Below are 18,561 nucleotides of genomic sequence, written 5' to 3' on the forward strand. Positions count from 1 at the left end.
GCGCGGGGCCGGGGCAGATCACCCGCGCGGGCGCGACCAGGGCCATCTCAGTCCCCGGGCGGGCCCGCCCTCGGGATCATGGACGTACTTCCAGCCCCGGGGCAGCCCCAGCCGGCGCGTGGTGCCGGCCACCTCACGGCGGTAGACGAGCACCGTCGGCGGCCCGCCCCCGGCGTCCGGGACGGGCACCCGGTAGGTCTTCGGCGGGTGGCCGGTCACACCCAGCAGTACCGGCAGCACCCGGCCGTCCAGCGGCCCGCCCACAAAGGGCACATCCTCGCTTTTCACGGGGTCCAGTGTCCGTCAGGCGTCCCCGCACGGCGGAATCAGGTGCTCCGCCTGGGCCAGTACCGGCAGCACCCGGCCGGCCAGCCGGGCCACCGGACCGTCCGCGGGCTCCTGGGCGAGCACCGCCCGTACCACCCGGGCCGCCTGTTCATCACCGGCGGCCGTGGTCACCAGCAGCGCGACAAAGTGGTCCACCAGCCAGTCGCGCAGCTCCCCGGTCGCCGGGTTCTTGTGCTCGTCCAGCCAGATCAGCGAGGCGCCCTCCACCGCCGTTATCCAGGTGCGCACCATCATCCGCAGTCTTATCCCCGGCTCGGGCACCCGAAGATGCGCCAGGATCTGCGCCGCGGCCGCCCGGCGCACCTCGTCCACGATGGCGCAGGTGCGCGAGGTCTCCACCACACTGCCGCCGCGCAACAGGGCGGCGAAGCCGGTGTCATGCTCGTCCACAAAGGCCAGATAGCGGTCCAGGGCCGAGGCCAGCCGGCTGCTGAGCGGGCCGGACGGCGGCTCCGCGAAGCACAGTTGGAGATCGTCGGCGGCGCTGCGCAGCGCGGCCTCGTACAACTGGGGCTTGCCGCCCGGGAAGTAGCGGTAGACCAGCGGACGGGAGACGTCCGCCGCGGCCGCCACATCGTCCAGCGAGACCTCCTCCGGCGGGCGGTGCGCAAACAGCGCCAGCGCGGCGCTGATCAGCTGGGCGCGCCGCTCGGCGACACCGAGCCTGCGGTAGGAGGCGGTTGGGCTGCCGGTCATGCCCGCAGCGTAACCGGCGCATGGGGCCCCGGCCCGGGACGGGCCATCACCGTTGGGCCCCGGGGGCGCGTCACGCCGGAGCGCGGACCAGGGCGCGCGCCCGCGTGCGGGGCGCACCACGGCGCGGCCGCCCTACGCGACCGCAGCCCCGCAAGGGGCCCCGTATGCGCCCCATGCACCGCAGCAGCACGCACCCCTCACGCCAGCAGGCCCGAACTGCGCCACAGCCGGCGGCCCGTGCCGCGCAGTACCCCTATCTCGTCCAGGAAGTCGGTCAGCCGCTTGGCCCCGGCCCGCATCACCTCGCGGCGGTGGTCGCTGGCCCGTACCTGGGCGACGGCCTCCCGGCGGTCCAGGCCGACATTGGTGTAGACGGCCGGGTTGACAAAGGCGATGGAGAAGACCCGGGCCGCCTCCCCGGAACTCAGCCGGGTCAGCCGGGCCTCCCAGCGCGGGCAGGTGGTCATCTGGCGGCGCAACTCCTCGCGGGCGTACCGCACATGGCGGGCCTCCTCCACCACATGGATCCGGGTGATGCCGCGCACCAGTGGCTGCACCCGTTCATCGGCGAAGGTCAGACGCTGCATATAGTCCAGGATCTCCTCGCCGAGCAGGGTGCAGGCGAAGGAACCGGGCGTGGTGGAGACGGTCTTGAGGACCCGGGCGAGGTTGTGGTGCAGCCGGGACACCGGGTACGCGGGGGCACCGCTGTGCCGGATCATCCGGGCGAACATCTTGGAGTGGCGGCACTCGTCCGCTATCTCGGTCAGCGCATAGCGGACATGCGCGCTGGTCACGGGCTTGTCGTAGATATGCCGGACCAGCAGCTGCATCAGGATGATCTCGAACCAGATGCCCAGCGAGGCCAGTGCCGCGCCCTCATGGCGGGCCAGTTCCATGCGCTGTTCCTCGGGCATCCGGCGCCAGAGCGGGGTGCCGTAGAGCGAGACCAGCTCCGGCGGCCAGTACCACTTGCCCGGCACCTCGGGGGCGTCCCAGTCCAGCTCGGTGTCCGGGTCGAAGGAGTGTCTGGCGGAGGACTCCAGCAGCCGCTCGGCCACCTGCTCGCGGTCCCTGAGCGGGCCGAGCGCGTCCCGGAGTCCCTGCGTCGCGGTCGCCCTGTCGGCCATGGCGGTTCCCATCTTCTGTCCAGGACTGAGGTACCTCGGTGCCGGGGTACACCTGCTTATGAGACTGCTTGTCAGCAAGCGCGTCAATCCCCGGAATGCCTGCCGACACGAGTTGCTGACGGCTCATTGACCCGGGAGTAACCGCGTGTGAGCCTGCCAGGCAGCGGCGCGGTGTGATGCGAGGAGGCATCGATGACGACCCGGCAGCTCTATGTGAAGCCGACCGAGCCAGGGTGGGAGGTGCCGGCCAGTGGTGCGGCCCGCTTCGGCTGGGAGTACCAGGACGGCCGGGAGCGGCTCCTCGCGCTGTACCAGAAGGGCAAGGACAAACAGTGGGACGCCGGCAAACGGCTGGACTGGGACCTCGAGGTCGATCCGGACGACCCGCTGGGCGTGCCCGATGAGAACCTCACGGTGTACGGGACCCGTTACTGGGACCTGATGAGCGAGGCCGACAAGCGCCAACTGCGCCATCACTTCGCCTCCTGGCAGTTCAGCCAGTTCCTGCACGGCGAACAGGGCGCGCTGGTGTGCGCCAGCCGCATCGTGGAGTCGGTGCCGGATCTGGACGCCAAGTTCTACTCGGCGACCCAGGCCATGGACGAGGCCCGGCATGTGGAGATCTACAGCCGCTTCCTGCACGAGAAGATCGGTCTGCTCTACCCGATAAACGACAACCTGCGGGCGCTGCTGGGCGACACCCTGCGCGACTCCCGCTGGGACATGCCCTATCTGGGGATGCAGGTGCTGATCGAGGGCCTGGCGCTGGCCGCCTTCGGCATGCTGCGCGACACCACGGACAAGCCGCTGCCCAAGCAGATCCTCACCTATGTGATGCAGGACGAGGCCCGTCATGTGGCCTTCGGCCGGCTCGCACTGCGCGACTACTACCGGCAGTTGACCGAGGCCGAACTGCGCGAGCGCGAGGAGTTCGTCATCGAGGGCTGTTATCTGATGAGGGACCGGCTGCGCGGTGACGAGGTGCTCACCAACTTCGGGATCCCGGCGGGCGAGGCCGGCGAACTGAGCGAGCGCTCGCAATTCCTGCAGGTTTTCCGGAAGTTGCTCTTCAGCCGTATTGTGCCCTGTGTGAAGGACATCGGTCTGTGGGGCGAGCGGCTCCAACGGGCCTATGCCGACATGGGGGTGTTCGAACTCGGTGACGCCAACCTGGACCTGTTGATGGCTCAGGACGAGGAGCTGGCCGAACAACTGGACGCCCAGCGCTTCAAGGCGGAGGAGGCGGCCCGTACCGCCGAGGTGGCACGGACCATCGCCGAGGGAGAGGCGAGCGAAGCGGAAGAGTGAGGATCCTGCGGTAACTGCGGAGCAATCAAGGACTTTTCACGCGCTTGGCGCTGCTTTGTCACCGTTTTGTGAGCTGTGGCGCATAACGGAACGCCTTGCGGTACAAGGACGTCTTCGCGGGGAGAACCAGGACAGGCAGGCGCGAGGGAGTGGGATCGTTCATGGCTGAACTTCACGAGCGGAGGCGGCATATCGCGGTGGCGGCGGGGGCCGCGCTGGCGCTCGTCGCGGTGATAGGGGGCTCCGTGGCCATGGCGACCCAGGACTCCGACGACAGCGCCCAGGGCCGGGTGACGGTCGGCGCCCCGGGCAGGGTCCCCAGCGAACGGGGCAAGGCCGCCGATCCGGAGGCGCCCGCCAACTCGGGCCCGGTGTCCGACGAGATCTCCCATGACAGCGAGACCGAGGGCAAGGTCGTCAACATCACCATCGATGACGGCCCCGATCCGGTGTGGACCCCCAAGGTCCTGGAACTGCTGCGCAAGAACGGGGCAAAGGCGACCTTCTGCATGATAGGGCCGCGCGCCAAGGAGTATCCGGACCTGGTCAAAAAGGTGGTCGCCGAGGGCCACCGGCTGTGCGACCACTCCGTGGACCACAACACGGCCATGGACAAGCGTTCCGAGGACTACCAGAAGCACCAGGTCCTGGACGCCCTGAAGATGATCCAGGACGCGGCCGGGGACGGCGCCCGGGTCCAGTACTACCGAGCCCCCGGCGGCGCCTTCACCCCCTACAGCCGCAAGCTGGCCGCCGAGCACGGCATGCGGCCGCTGGGCTGGCAGGTGGACTCCAACGACTGGCGGCGCCCCGGCGTCGCCCGCATCGAGTCCAACGTCAAGCGCGAACTGCGCAACGGTCCCACCATCCTCTTCCACGACGGCGGCGGGAACCGCTCGCAGACCATGGCAGCGCTTGACGAAACGCTTCCCTGGCTGAAGCAGCAGGGCTATGGCTTCAGCTTCCCCAAGATCTGAACCCACGAGGTGCCTCACGGGCAGCGAAAAGCCCGCCCCGGAATTCCGGAGCGGGCTCTTTCATCGCTGTGCGCTCGGCAGGATTCGAACCTGCAACCTCTTGATCCGTAGTCAAGTGCTCTATCCGTTAAGCTACGAGCGCTTGGCGTCCCGGCGGATTTCACTTGCACCGCCGTTCAGCTGCTGGAACAGCTTACATGCTCCGGAAGCCTGCTTCGCCCCGGAAGTGGGACACCGTGACGACTCTCACAAACCGGACTTCTTGTGGCGGCGCGGAACGCGCACCAGCCGCGCTTCACAGCCGTCTGCCGGACTGTTCACTGCCAAGACCGACCGGTGGTGCGCATCGTCTGGGTGGCGACGGGAGGGAAATGTTCTGGTCGCGAGTGATCGTCTGTGGCCGGAAGTTGGCCATCCATGGCTGTCTCTCTACTGTTCCTTGACCGATTGGGCGATGACGCTGTCCCCAGTGCTGATACAAGGACTCAGGGGGGAAGCAGTGCATCGCAGGAATCTGCTGAAATCGGCCATGGCTCCGGCCGCCATCGGGGCCATGGGCGTCATGGGGGCCAGCGGAGCCGCCTCGGCCGCTGAGCGGCCGGCTCGTTCGCCGGAGAGCGGGAAGAAGGCCACCGCGGCGGGTCGTTCGGCGCCGCTCTGCGTGCAGATCGTGATGTTCGACGGGGTGGAGGAGCAGGACTACATCGCGCCCTTCGAAGTATTCGCGGCGGCGAAGAGGATCGGCGGTGCCCTTGAGACGTCGTATGTGGCGCTGGACGGTCCCCGGACCGTGACGTCCTCCTATGGAACGAAGATCGTGGTCGAGAAGGGCTGGGCGCCGGAGTCGGCCGACCTGCTTGTGGTGCCCGGCGGCGGCTGGGGCTCGGCCGGGGCGGGCGTCTCGCAGGAGATCCGCCGCGGGACCCTGCCGAAGGCCCTGGCGGACGCCAAGCGTCCGGACCTGATCATGGCGTCCATCTGCACCGGGGCGATGCTGCTGTCCGCGGCCGGGCTGACCAAGGGCCGCAACTGCACCACGCACCACAAGGTGAAGGATGAACTGCGCAAGCAGGGCGGGGTCATCCGGGACGCCCGGGTCGTCGATGACGGCGACCTGGTGACGTCGGGCGGGATCACCTCGGGGCTCGACCTCGCCCTGTGGCTCGCTCAGCGGGAGCTGGGCGACTCCGATCTGGTGCTGTCGCTGGAGCTGATGCTGGAGTATGAGCGCCGCGGCATCGTCTGGCACGCCCCGGGCGCGGCCGCCAGGTAGCCCGCGGGGAGCGGAGCCCGGCCGGCCTGCCCGGCAGGCCGGCCGGGCTCCGCTCAGCCCTCGCCCATCATCTTGCGGATCTCGGTGATGAGGACGGTGAGGGCCTTGCGCTCGGGGACCGTGGTCTCCGGGTGCCAGAGATCCATCAGCAGGCAGGTGCGCGGGCGCGTGCCGCGGTTCCACGCCTCGTGCTCGAAGGAGTAGTCGAAGAGCAGCGTCTTGCCCTCCTCCCAGGCCCGGGTCTCCCCGGCGACCGTGATGCCGCAGCCCTCCGGGATATCGACGGCCAGGTGCAGATTGATGCTGAAGTTCCACAGGTCGCAGTGCGGGGCGATCGAGGCGCCGGGCAGCAGGGTGGAGAAGTGGCACTCCAGGAGCGGGCAGAGCAGCTCGGTGTCTACGGCCGACTCCTTGAGCACCCGGTACGCGGTGGGCACCGCGGCCGCCGACTCCGCGACGAGGCCGCCCTTGCGGTACAGATACAGGGCCTGCCAGTCCTCCTGGCGCCGCAGATAGTGCTCGTAGTCCGAGAACGCGCCGCGACGGTCCGCCCAGGCGGTCTCCAGTTCGTCCTTGATCGTGGCGTGCGCCGCCTCGAAGGCCGTGACCACAGGGGCGAGTTCGGGGTGGCCATGGGGGTCGTGCCAGGGTCGCTGGGAGATCCCCGGCAGGATCCACTTCGCCGCCTTCTGGAGGGGATGCCGCTGGTGCCGCTGTCGCGTCTGCGGCGCGAGCATCTCGTCCACGCGCTCAAGCGCGTCGGAGCCGTACTCCTCCCTGAGGGCGGCGAAGGCGAGTTCTATCTCCGGTGTCATGGGACCTCTCCAGGATGTGCGGAACGGGGACTGTGTGTGGACGGCGGTCAGCCGGCCGCGGTCTCGGGTACCACGCCCAGACCGAGCGGATCGGCCCCGTAGGTGATGCGGATGACGCCGTCGGTGTGGCGGTCCGCGGTGGCCGCCACACCGAAGACCTCCCGCAGGAGGCCCGGGGTCAGCACGTCCAGGACCGGGCCCGCGGCGACAACGGCGCCCTGGTGGAGCACCACGAGGTGGTCGCAGAGCCGGGCGGCCAGGTCGAGGTCGTGAAGGACGGCCAAGGTCGTGATGCCGGTGGAGCGGATGAGGGCCAGGAGCTCGAAGCGGGCGCGGATATCGAGGTGATTGGTGATCTCGTCGAGGACGAGGAGCTCCGGCTGCTGGGCCAGCGCCCGGGCGAGCAGCACACGCTGGCGCTCGCCGCCGGAGAGCGAGGTGAAGTCCCGTCCGGCCAGGGGGCGTGCGCCGCATGCGTCGAGCGCCTCCTCGACCGCCGCGTGGTCAGCGGCCCCGTCCCGGCCGAGCAGCCCGTGGTGCGGGGTGCGGCCGAGGGCCACGACCTCGGTGACGGACAGCCCGGCCGGGCCGGCCCCCGCGTCCTGGAGGACGGCGGCGGTGCGGCGCGCGGCGGCCCGCGGCGACAGGGACCAGACGTCGTCCCCGCCGACCCGGACCACGCCGTGCTCCGGCCGCAGGGAGCGGTACACGGCGCGCAACAGGGTGGACTTGCCACTGCCGTTGGGGCCGACGAGGCCGACGATGTCCCCGGGGCGCGCCTCCAGGGACGCGCTGTGCAGGACGGGCCGGCGGTCGAGGGTGATGCGGAGCTGGTCCACGGTCAGTTTCATGCAGCGTCCAGGCTGTTGTTGCGGCGGAGCAGCCAGAGGAAGAAGGGCGCGCCGAACAGGGCGGTGAGGATGCCGATGGGCAGTTCGTTGGGGCTGTTGACCGTGCGGGAGAGCAGATCGACGACCACCAGGTAGATCGCGCCGACCAGGGCGGCCCGTGGGAGCAGCCGCCGGTGGTCGGCGCCGCTGGTGAGGCGGACCAGATGCGGGATCATCAGCCCGACGAACCCGATGCCGCCGGCGACGGCGATGACGGTGCCGGTCAGCAGCGCGGCGAGCAGCAGCAGAACCGCCCGCAGCCGGTTGACATCGACGCCGAGTGCGGTGGCCGACTCGTCCCCCGCGAGCAGGGCGTTGAGCCGCCGTCCGAAGAGCGAGAGGAGCGCGGTGACGGCGACGACGACGGTGGTGACCACGGGGAGCTGCTCCCACTGGGCGCCGGCGACGCTCCCCAGCAGCCAGAAGACCACCTGTCGCAACTCGGTCGGAGTGGCCCGCAGTTGGAGGTAGCTGGTCGCGGCGAGGAAGACATAGCCGACGGCCACGCCCGACAGCACCAGCCGGGTGGGGGCCAGCCGGCCCCGGCGCCGGCCGAGAAGGAAGACCAGGACCACGGCGGCGATCGCGCCCAGGAACGCGGCGGAGGACACGCCGAGTCCGCCGAGGGCGCCGCCGGCGAGGGTGATGACCAGCACGGCGCCCAGGGAGGCGCCGGAGGAGACGCCGATGACGTAGGGGTCGGCCAGCGGGTTGGCGACCACCGCCTGCAGCACCACGCCGGACACCGCCAGGCCGGCGCCGACCAGCGCGGCGAGGACGACGCGGGGAACCCGGAAGTTCCAGACGATCTGGTCCAGGGCCGGGTCGCCGGGCGCGCCGCCGCCCGTCACATGGTGGAGGACGATCCGCCAGACGTCGGCCGGTGGCACATCGACGGCCCCGATGCCGACCGCAACCATCATGACGGCCGGCAGCAGGGCCGACAGCACCACCAGGACCAGTGCGGGACTCAGCCGTTGGTGAAGGCTTCGGGGTGGAGCATCCTGGCGATCCGGTCCACCGCCACGTCGTTGCTCGGCCCCTCGTAGATCGAGTCGGACAGGACGACGAAGCGATTGTTCTTCGCGGCTGGCCACTGGGGGAACTCCTTGAACAGTTTACGGGCGTAGGCCGCGGGGTCGGGATCCTTGTAGCTGATGACCACAAGGGCGTCCACCGGTTCCGAGGCGACCTTCTCCTTGCTGATGTTGGCGAACGGGCCCTTGGAGGCGGACGCGAAGGCGTTGCTGCCGCCGGCCTTGGCGAGGATGTCGTTGAAGATCCCGTTCGCCGCGATATAGCTGAAGTCGTCACCCGTGTTGGAGAACCCCACCATGACCCGGGGGACCCGCTTCCCCCGGACCTTGGCGGACGTGGCGTCGATCGCCTGCCGCGAAGCCGCGATGATCTTCTCGGCGCGGTCGCCGACATGGAAGATCTTTCCCAGGTCGCGCAGCAGGGTGTAGCTGTCGGCGATGGTCGCGTGCGAGGTGTCCTGGTCACAACCCTGAGGGGAGACATACGCGTTGGCGCCGACGGAGGCGAGGTCCTTGCGGGTCGCGACGCCGTTCTTGGCGTCCAGACCGTAGGACGTGGGGGTCAGGACCAGGTCCGGGCGCAGGCCCAGCATGGTCTCGCGGGGGACGTCCGAGGCTTCGTTGAGCTTGATGTTCCCGGTGGGCAGGGCCTTGATGGCGTCGGCCCTGCCCTTGACCTCGGAACGGCCGTAGGACTGGGTGTTGGCGACCACGCGGTCGCCGAGCCCGAGTGCCAGCAGCGAGGAGACCTCGGCGACGGAGGCGCCGTTCATCACGACCACCCGGCGGGGTGCCTTGGTGAACGTGAGGGTCTGGCCGCAGTTGGTGAGGGTCACCGGATAGCCGGGGCCGCTTGTCTCCGCCGACGGTTTGCCGGCCGGCGAGGGCGAGGACCCGCAGGCGGCGGTGGCCAGACAGAGCAACCCTGCCAGGGTTGCTCCCGCTACGGACCGATATGATGGCAATTCGGGCTCCTAGAACAGGGATTGACTGCCTCTCAGTAGTCGGACCGGGACCCCTCGGAGTTCCCCTGCGAAACCGGCTTCCCGGCGAGCGGCTTCTTCTCCGGGGGAGCGGGCAGGGCGCCCGTCTGCACACAGTGGTCGAGATAGCGGAACACCAGGGCGCGGTCGGCCTCGGGGCAGACGATCCCGGTATCCTCCAGGCCGCGCAGCACGTTGTCCGCCCTGACCCGGCCCAGCCCGAGGTCCGGCTCGTCGCCGTCGTCGGACCCGGCCGTCCAGGAGTCGAGGAACGCGCCGGTCGTCGCCGCCACGTCGGCGGACCGCGGCAGTTCCTCGCGCCACCGGCCGAGCGGCAGCCGCTTGACGGCGTAGCCGTACTCCTGCACCCAGTCGTACAGGTCGTCCAGCCTCACCTGGGGAACGGGCGCGTGGTTGAACACCGTGCCGGCCGCCGCGGTCAGGGACAGCCGTACGACCGCCTTGGCCACATAATCAACCGGCGTCCAGACCTCCGCCTCGAAGAGCTCCGGCAGGATGCCCGCCGGAATGCCCGAGCGCAGCACGCTCCAGAGGAAGTCCCGCTGGTTGACGAAGCCGGTCCCCGCCGGGCCGGTCACCCGCCCCAGCCGGTGCAGGGTGACCGGGAGCCCGCGCTCCGCGGCCTGCTCCAGCAGCCGCTCCGAGGCCCACTTGCTCTGCTGGTAGCCGTAGACCAGCCCGGAATGCGCCGGAAGGAACGCCTCCGGCACCTCGGGGCTGTGGCTGCGCGGCGGGGCGACGGACAGGGTCGAGACGAGGTGGACCGGGACGGAACGCTCCGCCGCCATACCCAGCAGCCGCCGGGTGGCCTCGGTGTTGGCGCCGCGCAGGCTGGAGTAGTCCCGCATGATGCTGACCGTCGCGGCGTTGTGCCAGATCGCGTCGCAGCCCGCGGCCAGCTCGGCGAACCGGTCGGCCGAAAGACCCAGCAGGGGCCGGGAGAGGTCGGACGGGACGGCGGTGATCCGGCCCTCGTCCGCCGGCCACGGCAGTCGCTGTCCGGCGAACGACGTGCGGAGCCGCTCGGTGGCCTCGGCCGCGTCCTTGGCGCGGACCAGGCAGACGATCTCCGCGTCCGTCATGGCGAGGAGTTCGGCCAGCAGATGGCTGCCGACGAAACCGGTCGCGCCGGTGAGCAGGACCCTGCGCGGCGCGCCCGTCGGGCGGGTCCCCCCGCCCGGCCGGATGTCCTCGTCCAGGACGGCGTCGGCGAGGAGGGCCGCGGGCAGCGCGGGGGCGGCCGGCCCGGGTGCCGGGTCCCGGCGGTCCTTGTGGTCCTCATGGGCCAGGAACCCGGCGAGTTCGGCGGCCGTCGGGTACTGGAACAGCCAGGCGACGCGCACCTCCCTGCCCAGTTCCACGCCGAGCCGGTTGGCGACCTGGATCGCCTGGAGCGACTGGGCCCCGAGGTCGAAGAAGTCGTCGCCTGCCGCGATGCCGTCCAGGCCGAGGACCTGCTCCCACAGGCCGGTGATGGCGCGCTCCACCGAACCGCCGGCGCCGGGCGCCTCGGCGGCGGCCGGCGCCTCGGCCGCGAGCAGCGCATTACGGTCGATCTTGCCGGAGGCGGTGCGCGGCAGCCGGCCGGTGAACCGGACGGCGGACGGGACCATCGCGGGGGGCAGGATCGCCCGCAGGTGGTCCCGGAGCTCGGCCGCGCCCGGCGCCGGGGACTCCGCCGCCACATGTGCCACCAGCCGGCGGGTGCCGTCCGGCAGGACCTGCCCCACGACGGCCGCCTCGCGGACGCCGGGGTGGGCCAGGAGGACGGTCTCGACCTCGGCGGGCTGCACCCGATGGCCACTGATCTTGAACTCGTCGTCCGCCCGGCCGCCGAAGTACAACTGGCCGTCGTCGCCGAGCCGCACCAGGTCGCCGGTGCGGTACGCGCGTGGACTGCCGGTCAGCCGGGGGAGCGGGGCGAAGCGCGCCTGGTCCGCCACGCGGCCGCGGTAGCCACGGGCCAGCGCGTCGCCGACGATGTGGAGCTCGCCGTCGAGAACAGCGGCGCGCAGGCCCGGCAGCGGAAGCCCGATGGGCACCTGGCCGGCGGCCAGGTCCGGGTCGTGCAGGTCCGCGACGGTGGCGACCACGGTCGCCTCCGTCGGGCCATAGGTGTTGAACAGCCGCACGGCCGGGCCGACGGCCTTACGCCACCGGTCCACCCGCTCCGGCAGGGCGGCCTCGCCGCCGATGATGACCGCCCGCAGCCCCTCGGGCAGCGCCGCGGCACCGGTCGAGACGGCGTAGGCCACCTCGTGCCAGTAGGCCGTGGGCAGATCGAGGAAGCTGACACCCAGCCGCCCGCAGGCGTCCAGCAGCCCGGACACCGACTCGGTCATGTCATCGGTGCGCACCACCAGGGTGGCCCCCGTGCACAGGGTCAGGAAGATCTCCTCGACACTGGCGTCGAAGTGCAGCGGCGCGAACTGCAGGACCCGGTCGTCGCGGCGCAGGCCGTAGCGGTGGGCCGCGCCGGTCACGAAGTGGGCCAGCGCACCGTGGGTGATCTCCACGCCCTTGGGCTTTCCGGTGGAGCCCGAGGTGTAGATGACGTACGCCAGGTCGTCGGACGCGCCCGAGGACGCGAGTGGGGCGCGCTCGTCGTCCTGGCCGTCCTCGCCGTCGAGCAGCAGCACCGGGTGATCCCCGAACGCGGCCGCGTGGGCCGCGAAGGTGAGGACGACGGCCGGACCGGCGTCCTCCAGCAGCGCCGCCGTACGGGACGCCGGGGCGGCCGGGTCCAGCGGGCAGTACGCGGCCCCCGAGAGCAGGACGCCCAGGATCGCGGTCACGGCCTCGATGCCCCGGGGCAGGGCCACGGCGACGAGCGTGCCGGGACCGGCCCCGCGGGCGGCGAGCCGCTGGGCGACGGCCCGGGCGTCGCCGAACAGCGTCCCGTAGGTGACGCTCCGGCCGTCGTGCTCGACGGCGATCGCGCCCCCGCGCCGGGCGGCATGGTCGGCGATCCGGGCCAGGACCGGCCGGACAGGCCCGGGGAGCGGTCCGCCGTCGAGCACGGTCAGCGGCCGCAGTTCGCCGAGCGGCCGGCCGGGCCGGGCGACGGCCTCGCGCAGCAGGCGCAGCAACCCCTGCTGATGCGCGGCCAGTTCCGCCTCCGTGTAGAGGCCGGGGTTGGCGTCCATGGCGATACGCAGGCCCGCACCCTCGGCCCGGTCGTAGACGTTGACCGACAGATCGTCCACGGGACCGGCCGACACATTGTGGACCGTGCTGCGGTGCCCGGCGAAGCGCAGGTCGTACTCGAAGGGCATGACGTTGATGCCGGGGCCGGACAGCCGCCGGGTGCCGCCGACCAGCTTCAGATCGCGCCGCAACTGCTCGTAGCGGTAACGCTGGTGAGGCAGCCCGGCGCGCAGTTCGCCGGACACCCGCAGCGCGAGGTCCCGCAGGCCGTCCCCGTCCTCGACGGCGACGCGCAGTGCCAGGACGTTGCGCACCATGCTCGGCACGCGCAGCGACACCGAGCCGAGGCGGCCCATGGCGGGCAGGCTCAGGACGATGTCCCGCGCGCCCGACACCTGGTGGACGTAGCCGGCGGTGACGGCCACCAGTACGTCGGACCAGGTCACCGAGAGCTCACGGGCCAGGGCGCGCAGCGGCTCGACGTCCTCGGGACCAAGGTCCACCACGCGGCGCAGGAAGGTCCGCGCCGGCAGGGCATGCCGGTCGGTGAGGCTGGCCACCGCCGGACGGTCGGCGAACCGCTCCATCCAGTAGGCGCGGTCCTTCGCGCAGCGCTCGGACTGGCGGTACGCGGTCTCCTCGGCCCGGACCGACTCCAGGGTCCCGAAGCCGTTGGGAGCGAGGGGCCTGCCCTCCACCAGGGCCGTGTAGGTCTCCGCGACGCGGCGGGCGACCAGGGCGAGGCCGAAGCCGTCCAGCGCGATGTGGTGCACGCGGTGGTACCACAGGAAGCGGTCCTCGGCTATGCGGAACAGCGCATGCCCGAAGACCGGTTCGCTGGTGAGATCGACCGGGCGGTCCATGTCGCGCGCCATCCAGGCCAGGGCCGCCGCGCGCGGGTCCGCGAGTCCCGTGAGGTCGGCCGTGTGCGGGCGCCACTCCAGGGCGGGCACGGCGACCTGCCACGGCTGTCCCTCGTCAACGACGAAGCGGACGTTCAGCGCCTCGACCTCGGCGACGGTGTCGCGCAGGGCCCGTTCGAACACGGTGGTGTCGACCGGGCCGTGGATCTCGACGTACTCGCCGGTGTTGAACGCCGGGCTGTCCAGGTCGAGTTGCTGGCCGGTCCAGATGCCCTCCTGGGCGGCGAGCAGCGGCCGGCGCCCGTTGTCCTGGTCAGGCATCGCCACGGGAGACTCCCGCCTGGCGCTCGGACAGCAGCGTCCACCACTCGCCGAAGGATGTGCGTTCGGCGAGCTCCAGGAAGGTCACCTGGACTCCGGCGGCCCGCCACCGCTCGGCCAGGGTGGTGATGCGCAGCGAGTCCAGGCCCGCGAGGAGGGGGTTTTCGTCCAGGTCGACGTCGTCGGGTCGCTGGTGCAGGAACTCCGCCAGATCGGCGCGGAAGACCGCCAGCGTCAGGGGCTCAGCCATGTCGTTCTCTCTCGTTGCTGCGGGGTGGTAGCTGTGGGCCGGTCAGTTGACCTTGCGGTCCGAACCGCTCCAGAAGCGCTCGCGCAGCTCCCGGCGGAGGATCTTCCCGCTGGGGTTGCGAGGCACCTCGTCGATGAACTCGTAGGCGGCGGGCAGCTTGAAGGACGCGAGCCGGCCGGCGAGGAAGCGGTGGAGGTCGCGGGGGGTGGGTTGGTGCCCGGGGGCCGGGACGATGAACGCGTGGAGGGTCTCGCCCCAGCGCTCGTCGGGGGCGCCGACGACCACGGCGTCCGCCACGCCGGGGTGGGCCTCCAGGGCGTTCTCGATCTCGGCCGGGTAGACGTTCTCGCCGGCGACGATGACGGCGTCCTTGATCCGGTCGCTGATGAAGACATAGCCGTCCTCGTCGATGTATCCGGCGTCCCCGGTGTGGATCCAGCCATCGACCAGGGTCTCGGCCGTCTTGCCGGGCAGGCCCCAGTACTCGACCATGCGGGCCGGGGTGTGGAGGCAGACCTCGCCGACTGCGCCGGTGGGCAGTTCGCGCCCGTCGGCGTCGATCACCTTGGCGCGGACGCCCGGGTAGGGGTGGCCGGCGGCCTTCATCAGCGGGCTTCCCGGGACATGGGCGTGCGGCGGCAGGCAGCAGGCGGTGTTGCCGGTCTCGGTGAGTCCGTAGATCTGCGCGAACTCGCTGCCGAACATCGCCAGGCTCTCCTCCAGCAGGGACTCGGAGATCGGCGAACCGCCGTACACGATCTTGCGAAGCGTGGTGAAGTGCTCCGGGGTGATACCCGGTTCGGCCAGCATGAGCCGGAGCATGGCGGGGACCACGCACGCGGTGGTCACCCCCAGCTCCCGGATGAGCTCGACGGCGGTGTGGGCGGCGAAGGCCCGCATCACGACCACGGTGACACCGGCGTTGAAGTTCTGGGTGGCCCACCACAGGCCACCGACGTGGAAGCCGGGGATGCCGACCAGCGCGACATCACCGGTCCGCCAGTCGATCCACTCCAGACCCTCGCTCGCGAGCGCGTCGCGGATGGCGAAGCAGCTGCGGTGGGCGAGCACGACGCCCTTGGGCAGGCCGGTGGTGCCGCTGGTGTAGATCTGGGCGAGTGGGGTGTCGGGTCCGGCGTCCACCTCCGGTTCGGTCGCGGGGTGGGCGGCCTTCCAGGCCGCGAACCCCTCGGGAGCGCCGAGCCGGACCACGGTCGTCGGCGGACCGTCCGGCAGACGGTCGACAACCGGCGCGAACTCCTCCTCCAGGAAGAGCAGTTCGGTGCCGGAGTCCTGGAGGATGTGGCTGACCTCGTGGGCCGTGAGCCGCCAGTTGATGGGCACCAGCACGGTCCCGCTCTTGGCACAGCCGAAGAGGATCTCGTAGTAGTGCGCGGACTCCTTGCCGAGGTAGGCGACGCGGGTGCCCGGGGCCGCGCCCGTGGCCCTGATGGCGTGGGCGATGCGGTTGCTCTCCTCGTGCAGCTGTCCATAGGTGGTGGTGCTGCCCTCGAAGAGGATCGCGGGGGACCCGGGCTGCCGTCCGGCGTGGAAGCGGGCCGTTTCCACGAGGGTCCGGAGCTCCGGGTGGTACAGCTTCTCGCCGGTGGTCTGCTTCTCCGTGAATTCGGCCATTCCCAGGTCACTCCGCTCTCGGCAGTTCATCGGGTGCGCCGCCGCAGGGAGGCGGCGGCGCACATGGAAAGGGTTGTCACTCGGCGTTGACGAAGGCGAGTTTCACTTCGCCGTCACAGCGCCCGCCGGCCTCGTCCCAGTACCGGTACGTGGTGTCGGCGAGGATCATCGGGGCGGAGCCGCCGGGTGACCGGCGCGCCACCGACGCGAAGGAGAACTCACCGGAGAATCCACGGGCGTTGATGGGACGGCGGAAGTTCCCGCCGAACCGGGCGATGAGGATGTCGGGCAGCTGGTGACGCCAGTAGTCCTCCAGCGTCCAGCCGGCGAACTCCTTCAGCAGCCCTTCCTTCACCGACTTGGCGACCGCGTAGTACATCATCTGGTTGTAGCTGATGTTGACCTCGACCGCGTTGAGATGACCGGTGTCGTCGATGTAGCACGACTCCGGGATCGCGAACTCGCAGCGGGCCGAGACCTGTCCGTCGCGGACGAAGACCACGGCGGAAGTGAGGTACTTGCAGTGCGCCTTGTACGGCTTCAGCACCCGCTCCATGAGTCCGGGATCGTTCCCGAACTCCAGTGGTTTCGCGTCGAGTTGCCCGGTCATGCCGGCATACCGTCGTAGAGCTTGTGCTCGTCGTGCACGGTCACGCGGAAGGAGACCACCGGCTCCGGCGTCTTGGTGTGCAGCGCGCGGTGGATCAGGCTCCGGTTGTCCCAGATCAGCAGGTCGCCCTGTTCGGGGTGGAACAGCCGGATGTTCTCGTGCGCAAAGGTGTCGTCCAGCTGACCGGTGGCCTCGAAGAGCCGCCGCAGCAGGTCCGACTCGACCGGCTTGCCCTGCGCGTCCTCCAGGCCGACGGTGAAGCCCTCGCTGATGTAGAGGACGGTCTCACCGGTCAACGGGTGCTTGAAGGTCAGCGGATGGCGGACCGGAGGGGTGTGCTCCTCGATCTCGGCGAGGATCTCGGAGATCGGCCGGTAGACGTCGTGCGGACGGATCTTGAAGTACTTGCGGACCGAGTGCACGCCGTAGAGGCCGGCCACCTCGTCCTTGAGCTCCTGTGGCAGACGCTCGTAGGCCTGGCCCATGTCGATGTAGTAAGTTCCCCGGTTCTTCTGGGGGATGACCTGCGGGTAGATCAGTGTGAGTCCGAAGGGGTCGGGCATGAACTGGTAGTCCGCGTGCCAGAACTTGCCGGTCTTCGGCACACCGATCTGCTTGCCGTCCTTGGGCACATTCGAGGAGACGAATATCTCCTCGACCTCGGGGTGCTTGTACATGGGCTCGTAGTAGACCACCGGGCGGCCGAACATCTTGCCGAGCTCAAGGTACTGGGTGGGCGTGAGGTCCTGGCCCTTCAGCACCGCGATCTTCTTGGTGTAGATGGTTTCCTTGATCGCCTTGATGTCCTCCGACGTGGCGGTGGTGTGGTCGAATCCCTCGACCGTGGCTCCGAAGGAGGAGCCGGACTGCGCTTGGATCTTCACGGTTTCTCTTCCGTTCCGCTGAAGTGTGGTCACTGGGCGAGCTTGGAATCGATCAGCTGGGCGGTCGCGTCAAGAGTGAGGTCCTCCTGAAGCTCGTTGTCCGCGATGGTGACGCCCAGATCGCGCTCGATGCGCATGCTGATCTCCACCAGGGTCAGCGAGTCCACGTCCAGCTGTGCGAAGGTCGCCTCCGGGGCGAAGAGTTCGGCCGGAGCGTTGTGCAACGTCTTCACGATGCCGACCAGTTGGTCGTAGGTGGTGCTCATGACGCTAGTTCTTCTCCTTGGTCGTGCGGCAGGCCGGGCTGAGCGAGAGCCGGCCAGGTCAGAAAGCAGGAGCCCCAGGTGAGGCCCCCGCCGAAGGCGGTGAGCAGGACGTTGTCGCCGGGCCGGATCGCACCGCGGGCGGCCGCGTCGGCCAGGGCGAGCGGGATGGACGCGGCGCCGGTGTTGCCCACCGACTCCACGTTGGACACGCAGTGGTCCATGGGGAGTCCGAGGTTCTCGGCCACCGAGCGCAGGATCCGGAGGTTGGCCTGGTGCGGGACGAAGTGATCGACGTCCTCGGCCTTGTGGTCGGCGAGGGCCAGCGTGTTCCGCGCGGACGCCGTCATCCGGGTCACCGCGTGCCGGAAGACCTCTTTGCCCCGCATCGAGAAGTGCCGCTCCTCCCGGCTCGCCTCCCCGGGCGAGGTGCGCTGCCGGGAACCGCCCGCGGCCACCATGATCATTTCTTCGTTGGCGCCGTCGCTGCCGAGGTCGAAGTGGCCGACCGCGCCCGGCTCTTCGGGGCCGCCGGCCCGGAGCACCACGGCGCCGGCCCCGTCCCCGAAGATGATCGCGTTGGTCCGGTCATCGGGATCGACGATCGACGAGTAGGTGTCCGCGCCGATCAGCAGTACCCGCCCGGCCACCCCCGCCGCGATCAGACCGGCGGCCGAGGCCAGCCCATAGACGAAACCGGTGCAGACGGCGCTGATGTCGAACGCGGCCGCCCCGTCGAGCCCGAGCCGGGCGGCGACGACCGGGGCGGTCGCCGGGCACGGCCGGTCCGGGGTCGTGGTGGCGACCACGACGGCGTCCACGGCGTCCGTGCCCGCCGAACGCAGGGCCAGGCGGCCCGCCTCCACCGCCACATCGGAGGTGGCCTGGCCGGGCTCGACGAAGTGCCGCTGCCCGATGCCGGTACGGGTCCGGATCCAGGCGTCACTGGTGTCGAGCCGCCGGGACAGTTCCTCGTTGGTCACCACCCGCGGCGGGACCCAGCCGGCCAGCCCGCACAGGACAGCGGCCCGGCCCTGCCGGGCGGCGGAGGGAAGTACGGACGGACTGGTGGGGGAAAGGCTGGGCACGACGGTGTCTCCTCGGATCACA

The 18,561-nt window shown here is 70.5% G+C and carries 17 protein-coding genes and 1 tRNA gene; 3 read left to right on the forward strand and 15 right to left on the reverse strand.

Going from position 1 to position 18,561, the window contains the following annotated elements; translation table 11 throughout:
• Positions 1-18: 18 nt before the first annotated feature.
• From CV755_RS29215 to CV755_RS29225, 3 genes are all read right to left on the reverse strand, one after another.
• Positions 19-288 (reverse strand): hypothetical protein, encoded by a 270-nt coding sequence (locus tag CV755_RS29215; RefSeq protein ID WP_109283241.1) that lies wholly within the window; start codon positions 286-288, stop codon positions 19-21.
• A gap of 15 nt (positions 289-303) precedes the next feature.
• Complete coding sequence (locus CV755_RS29220; RefSeq protein ID WP_109283242.1) at positions 304-1,044, reverse strand: TetR/AcrR family transcriptional regulator; 741 nt, start codon at positions 1,042-1,044, stop codon at positions 304-306.
• A gap of 197 nt (positions 1,045-1,241) precedes the next feature.
• On the reverse strand, positions 1,242-2,174 hold the full coding sequence (locus tag CV755_RS29225; RefSeq protein WP_109283608.1) for an AurF N-oxygenase family protein: 933 nt from the start codon (positions 2,172-2,174) through the stop codon (positions 1,242-1,244).
• 192 nt (positions 2,175-2,366) lie between these two features.
• On the opposite strand from CV755_RS29225, the gene CV755_RS29230 reads away from it, so the two are divergent.
• Together CV755_RS29230 and CV755_RS29235 are read left to right on the forward strand one after the other, a co-directional pair.
• On the forward strand, positions 2,367-3,482 hold the full coding sequence (locus CV755_RS29230; RefSeq protein ID WP_109283243.1) for a ferritin-like domain-containing protein: 1,116 nt from the start codon (positions 2,367-2,369) through the stop codon (positions 3,480-3,482).
• A 161-nt stretch (positions 3,483-3,643) separates the two neighbouring features.
• Positions 3,644-4,459 carry a polysaccharide deacetylase family protein gene (locus tag CV755_RS29235; RefSeq protein ID WP_109283244.1) on the forward strand — a complete coding sequence of 272 codons (816 nt, stop codon included), beginning with the start codon at positions 3,644-3,646 and terminating at the stop codon, positions 4,457-4,459.
• Between the two features lie 69 nt (positions 4,460-4,528).
• On the opposite strand, the gene CV755_RS29240 is transcribed toward CV755_RS29235, so the two are convergent.
• A tRNA-Arg gene (locus CV755_RS29240) sits at positions 4,529-4,601 on the reverse strand.
• A gap of 357 nt (positions 4,602-4,958) precedes the next feature.
• On the opposite strand from CV755_RS29240, the gene CV755_RS29245 reads away from it, so the two are divergent.
• Entirely contained in the window at positions 4,959-5,732 is a 774-nt protein-coding gene (locus tag CV755_RS29245; RefSeq protein WP_161968764.1) for a DJ-1/PfpI family protein, read from the forward strand.
• Between the two features lie 53 nt (positions 5,733-5,785).
• Here the strand turns inward: CV755_RS29245 and CV755_RS29250 are convergent, their stop codons facing one another.
• The 11 genes from CV755_RS29250 to CV755_RS29300 form a co-directional block, all read right to left on the reverse strand.
• Complete coding sequence (locus tag CV755_RS29250) at positions 5,786-6,547, reverse strand: aspartyl/asparaginyl beta-hydroxylase domain-containing protein (protein WP_109283246.1); 762 nt, start codon at positions 6,545-6,547, stop codon at positions 5,786-5,788.
• 47 nt (positions 6,548-6,594) lie between these two features.
• Positions 6,595-7,398, reverse strand: a complete 804-nt coding sequence (locus CV755_RS29255; RefSeq protein WP_109283247.1) for an ABC transporter ATP-binding protein — start codon at positions 7,396-7,398, stop codon at positions 6,595-6,597.
• Positions 7,395-8,360, reverse strand: coding sequence for a FecCD family ABC transporter permease (locus CV755_RS29260; RefSeq protein ID WP_109283610.1), 966 nt, complete (start codon positions 8,358-8,360; stop codon positions 7,395-7,397). The genes CV755_RS29255 and CV755_RS29260 overlap by 4 nt, the downstream gene beginning before the upstream one ends.
• A gap of 47 nt (positions 8,361-8,407) precedes the next feature.
• On the reverse strand, positions 8,408-9,439 hold the full coding sequence (locus CV755_RS29265) for an ABC transporter substrate-binding protein (protein WP_109283248.1): 1,032 nt from the start codon (positions 9,437-9,439) through the stop codon (positions 8,408-8,410).
• A gap of 32 nt (positions 9,440-9,471) precedes the next feature.
• Positions 9,472-13,809 carry a non-ribosomal peptide synthetase gene (locus tag CV755_RS29270; protein ID WP_109283612.1) on the reverse strand — a complete coding sequence of 1,446 codons (4,338 nt, stop codon included), beginning with the start codon at positions 13,807-13,809 and terminating at the stop codon, positions 9,472-9,474.
• Positions 13,802-14,059, reverse strand: coding sequence for a phosphopantetheine-binding protein (locus tag CV755_RS29275; RefSeq protein ID WP_109283249.1), 258 nt, complete (start codon positions 14,057-14,059; stop codon positions 13,802-13,804). Before CV755_RS29275 ends, CV755_RS29270 begins: the two co-directional genes overlap by 8 nt.
• 42 nt (positions 14,060-14,101) lie before the next feature.
• Positions 14,102-15,694, reverse strand: coding sequence for a fatty acid--CoA ligase (locus CV755_RS29280; protein ID WP_109283250.1), 1,593 nt, complete (start codon positions 15,692-15,694; stop codon positions 14,102-14,104).
• A gap of 76 nt (positions 15,695-15,770) precedes the next feature.
• Entirely contained in the window at positions 15,771-16,304 is a 534-nt protein-coding gene (gene scoD / locus CV755_RS29285; protein ID WP_109283251.1) for a (2E)-enoyl-ACP glycyltransferase, read from the reverse strand.
• Positions 16,301-17,188 (reverse strand): (3R)-3-[(carboxymethyl)amino]fatty acid oxygenase/decarboxylase, encoded by an 888-nt coding sequence (gene scoE, locus CV755_RS29290; protein ID WP_109283252.1) that lies wholly within the window; start codon positions 17,186-17,188, stop codon positions 16,301-16,303. Before scoE ends, scoD begins: the two co-directional genes overlap by 4 nt.
• A 29-nt stretch (positions 17,189-17,217) precedes the next feature.
• On the reverse strand, positions 17,218-17,454 hold the full coding sequence (locus CV755_RS29295) for an acyl carrier protein (RefSeq protein WP_109283253.1): 237 nt from the start codon (positions 17,452-17,454) through the stop codon (positions 17,218-17,220).
• Positions 17,451-18,539, reverse strand: a complete 1,089-nt coding sequence (locus tag CV755_RS29300) for a beta-ketoacyl-ACP synthase III (protein WP_109283254.1) — start codon at positions 18,537-18,539, stop codon at positions 17,451-17,453. The genes CV755_RS29295 and CV755_RS29300 overlap by 4 nt, the downstream gene beginning before the upstream one ends.
• Between the last annotated feature and the right edge of the window lie 22 nt (positions 18,540-18,561).

The sequence above is a fragment of the Streptomyces orinoci genome, assembly GCF_003121295.1.
Taxonomy (GTDB): Bacteria; Actinomycetota; Actinomycetes; order Streptomycetales; family Streptomycetaceae; genus Streptomyces; species Streptomyces orinoci.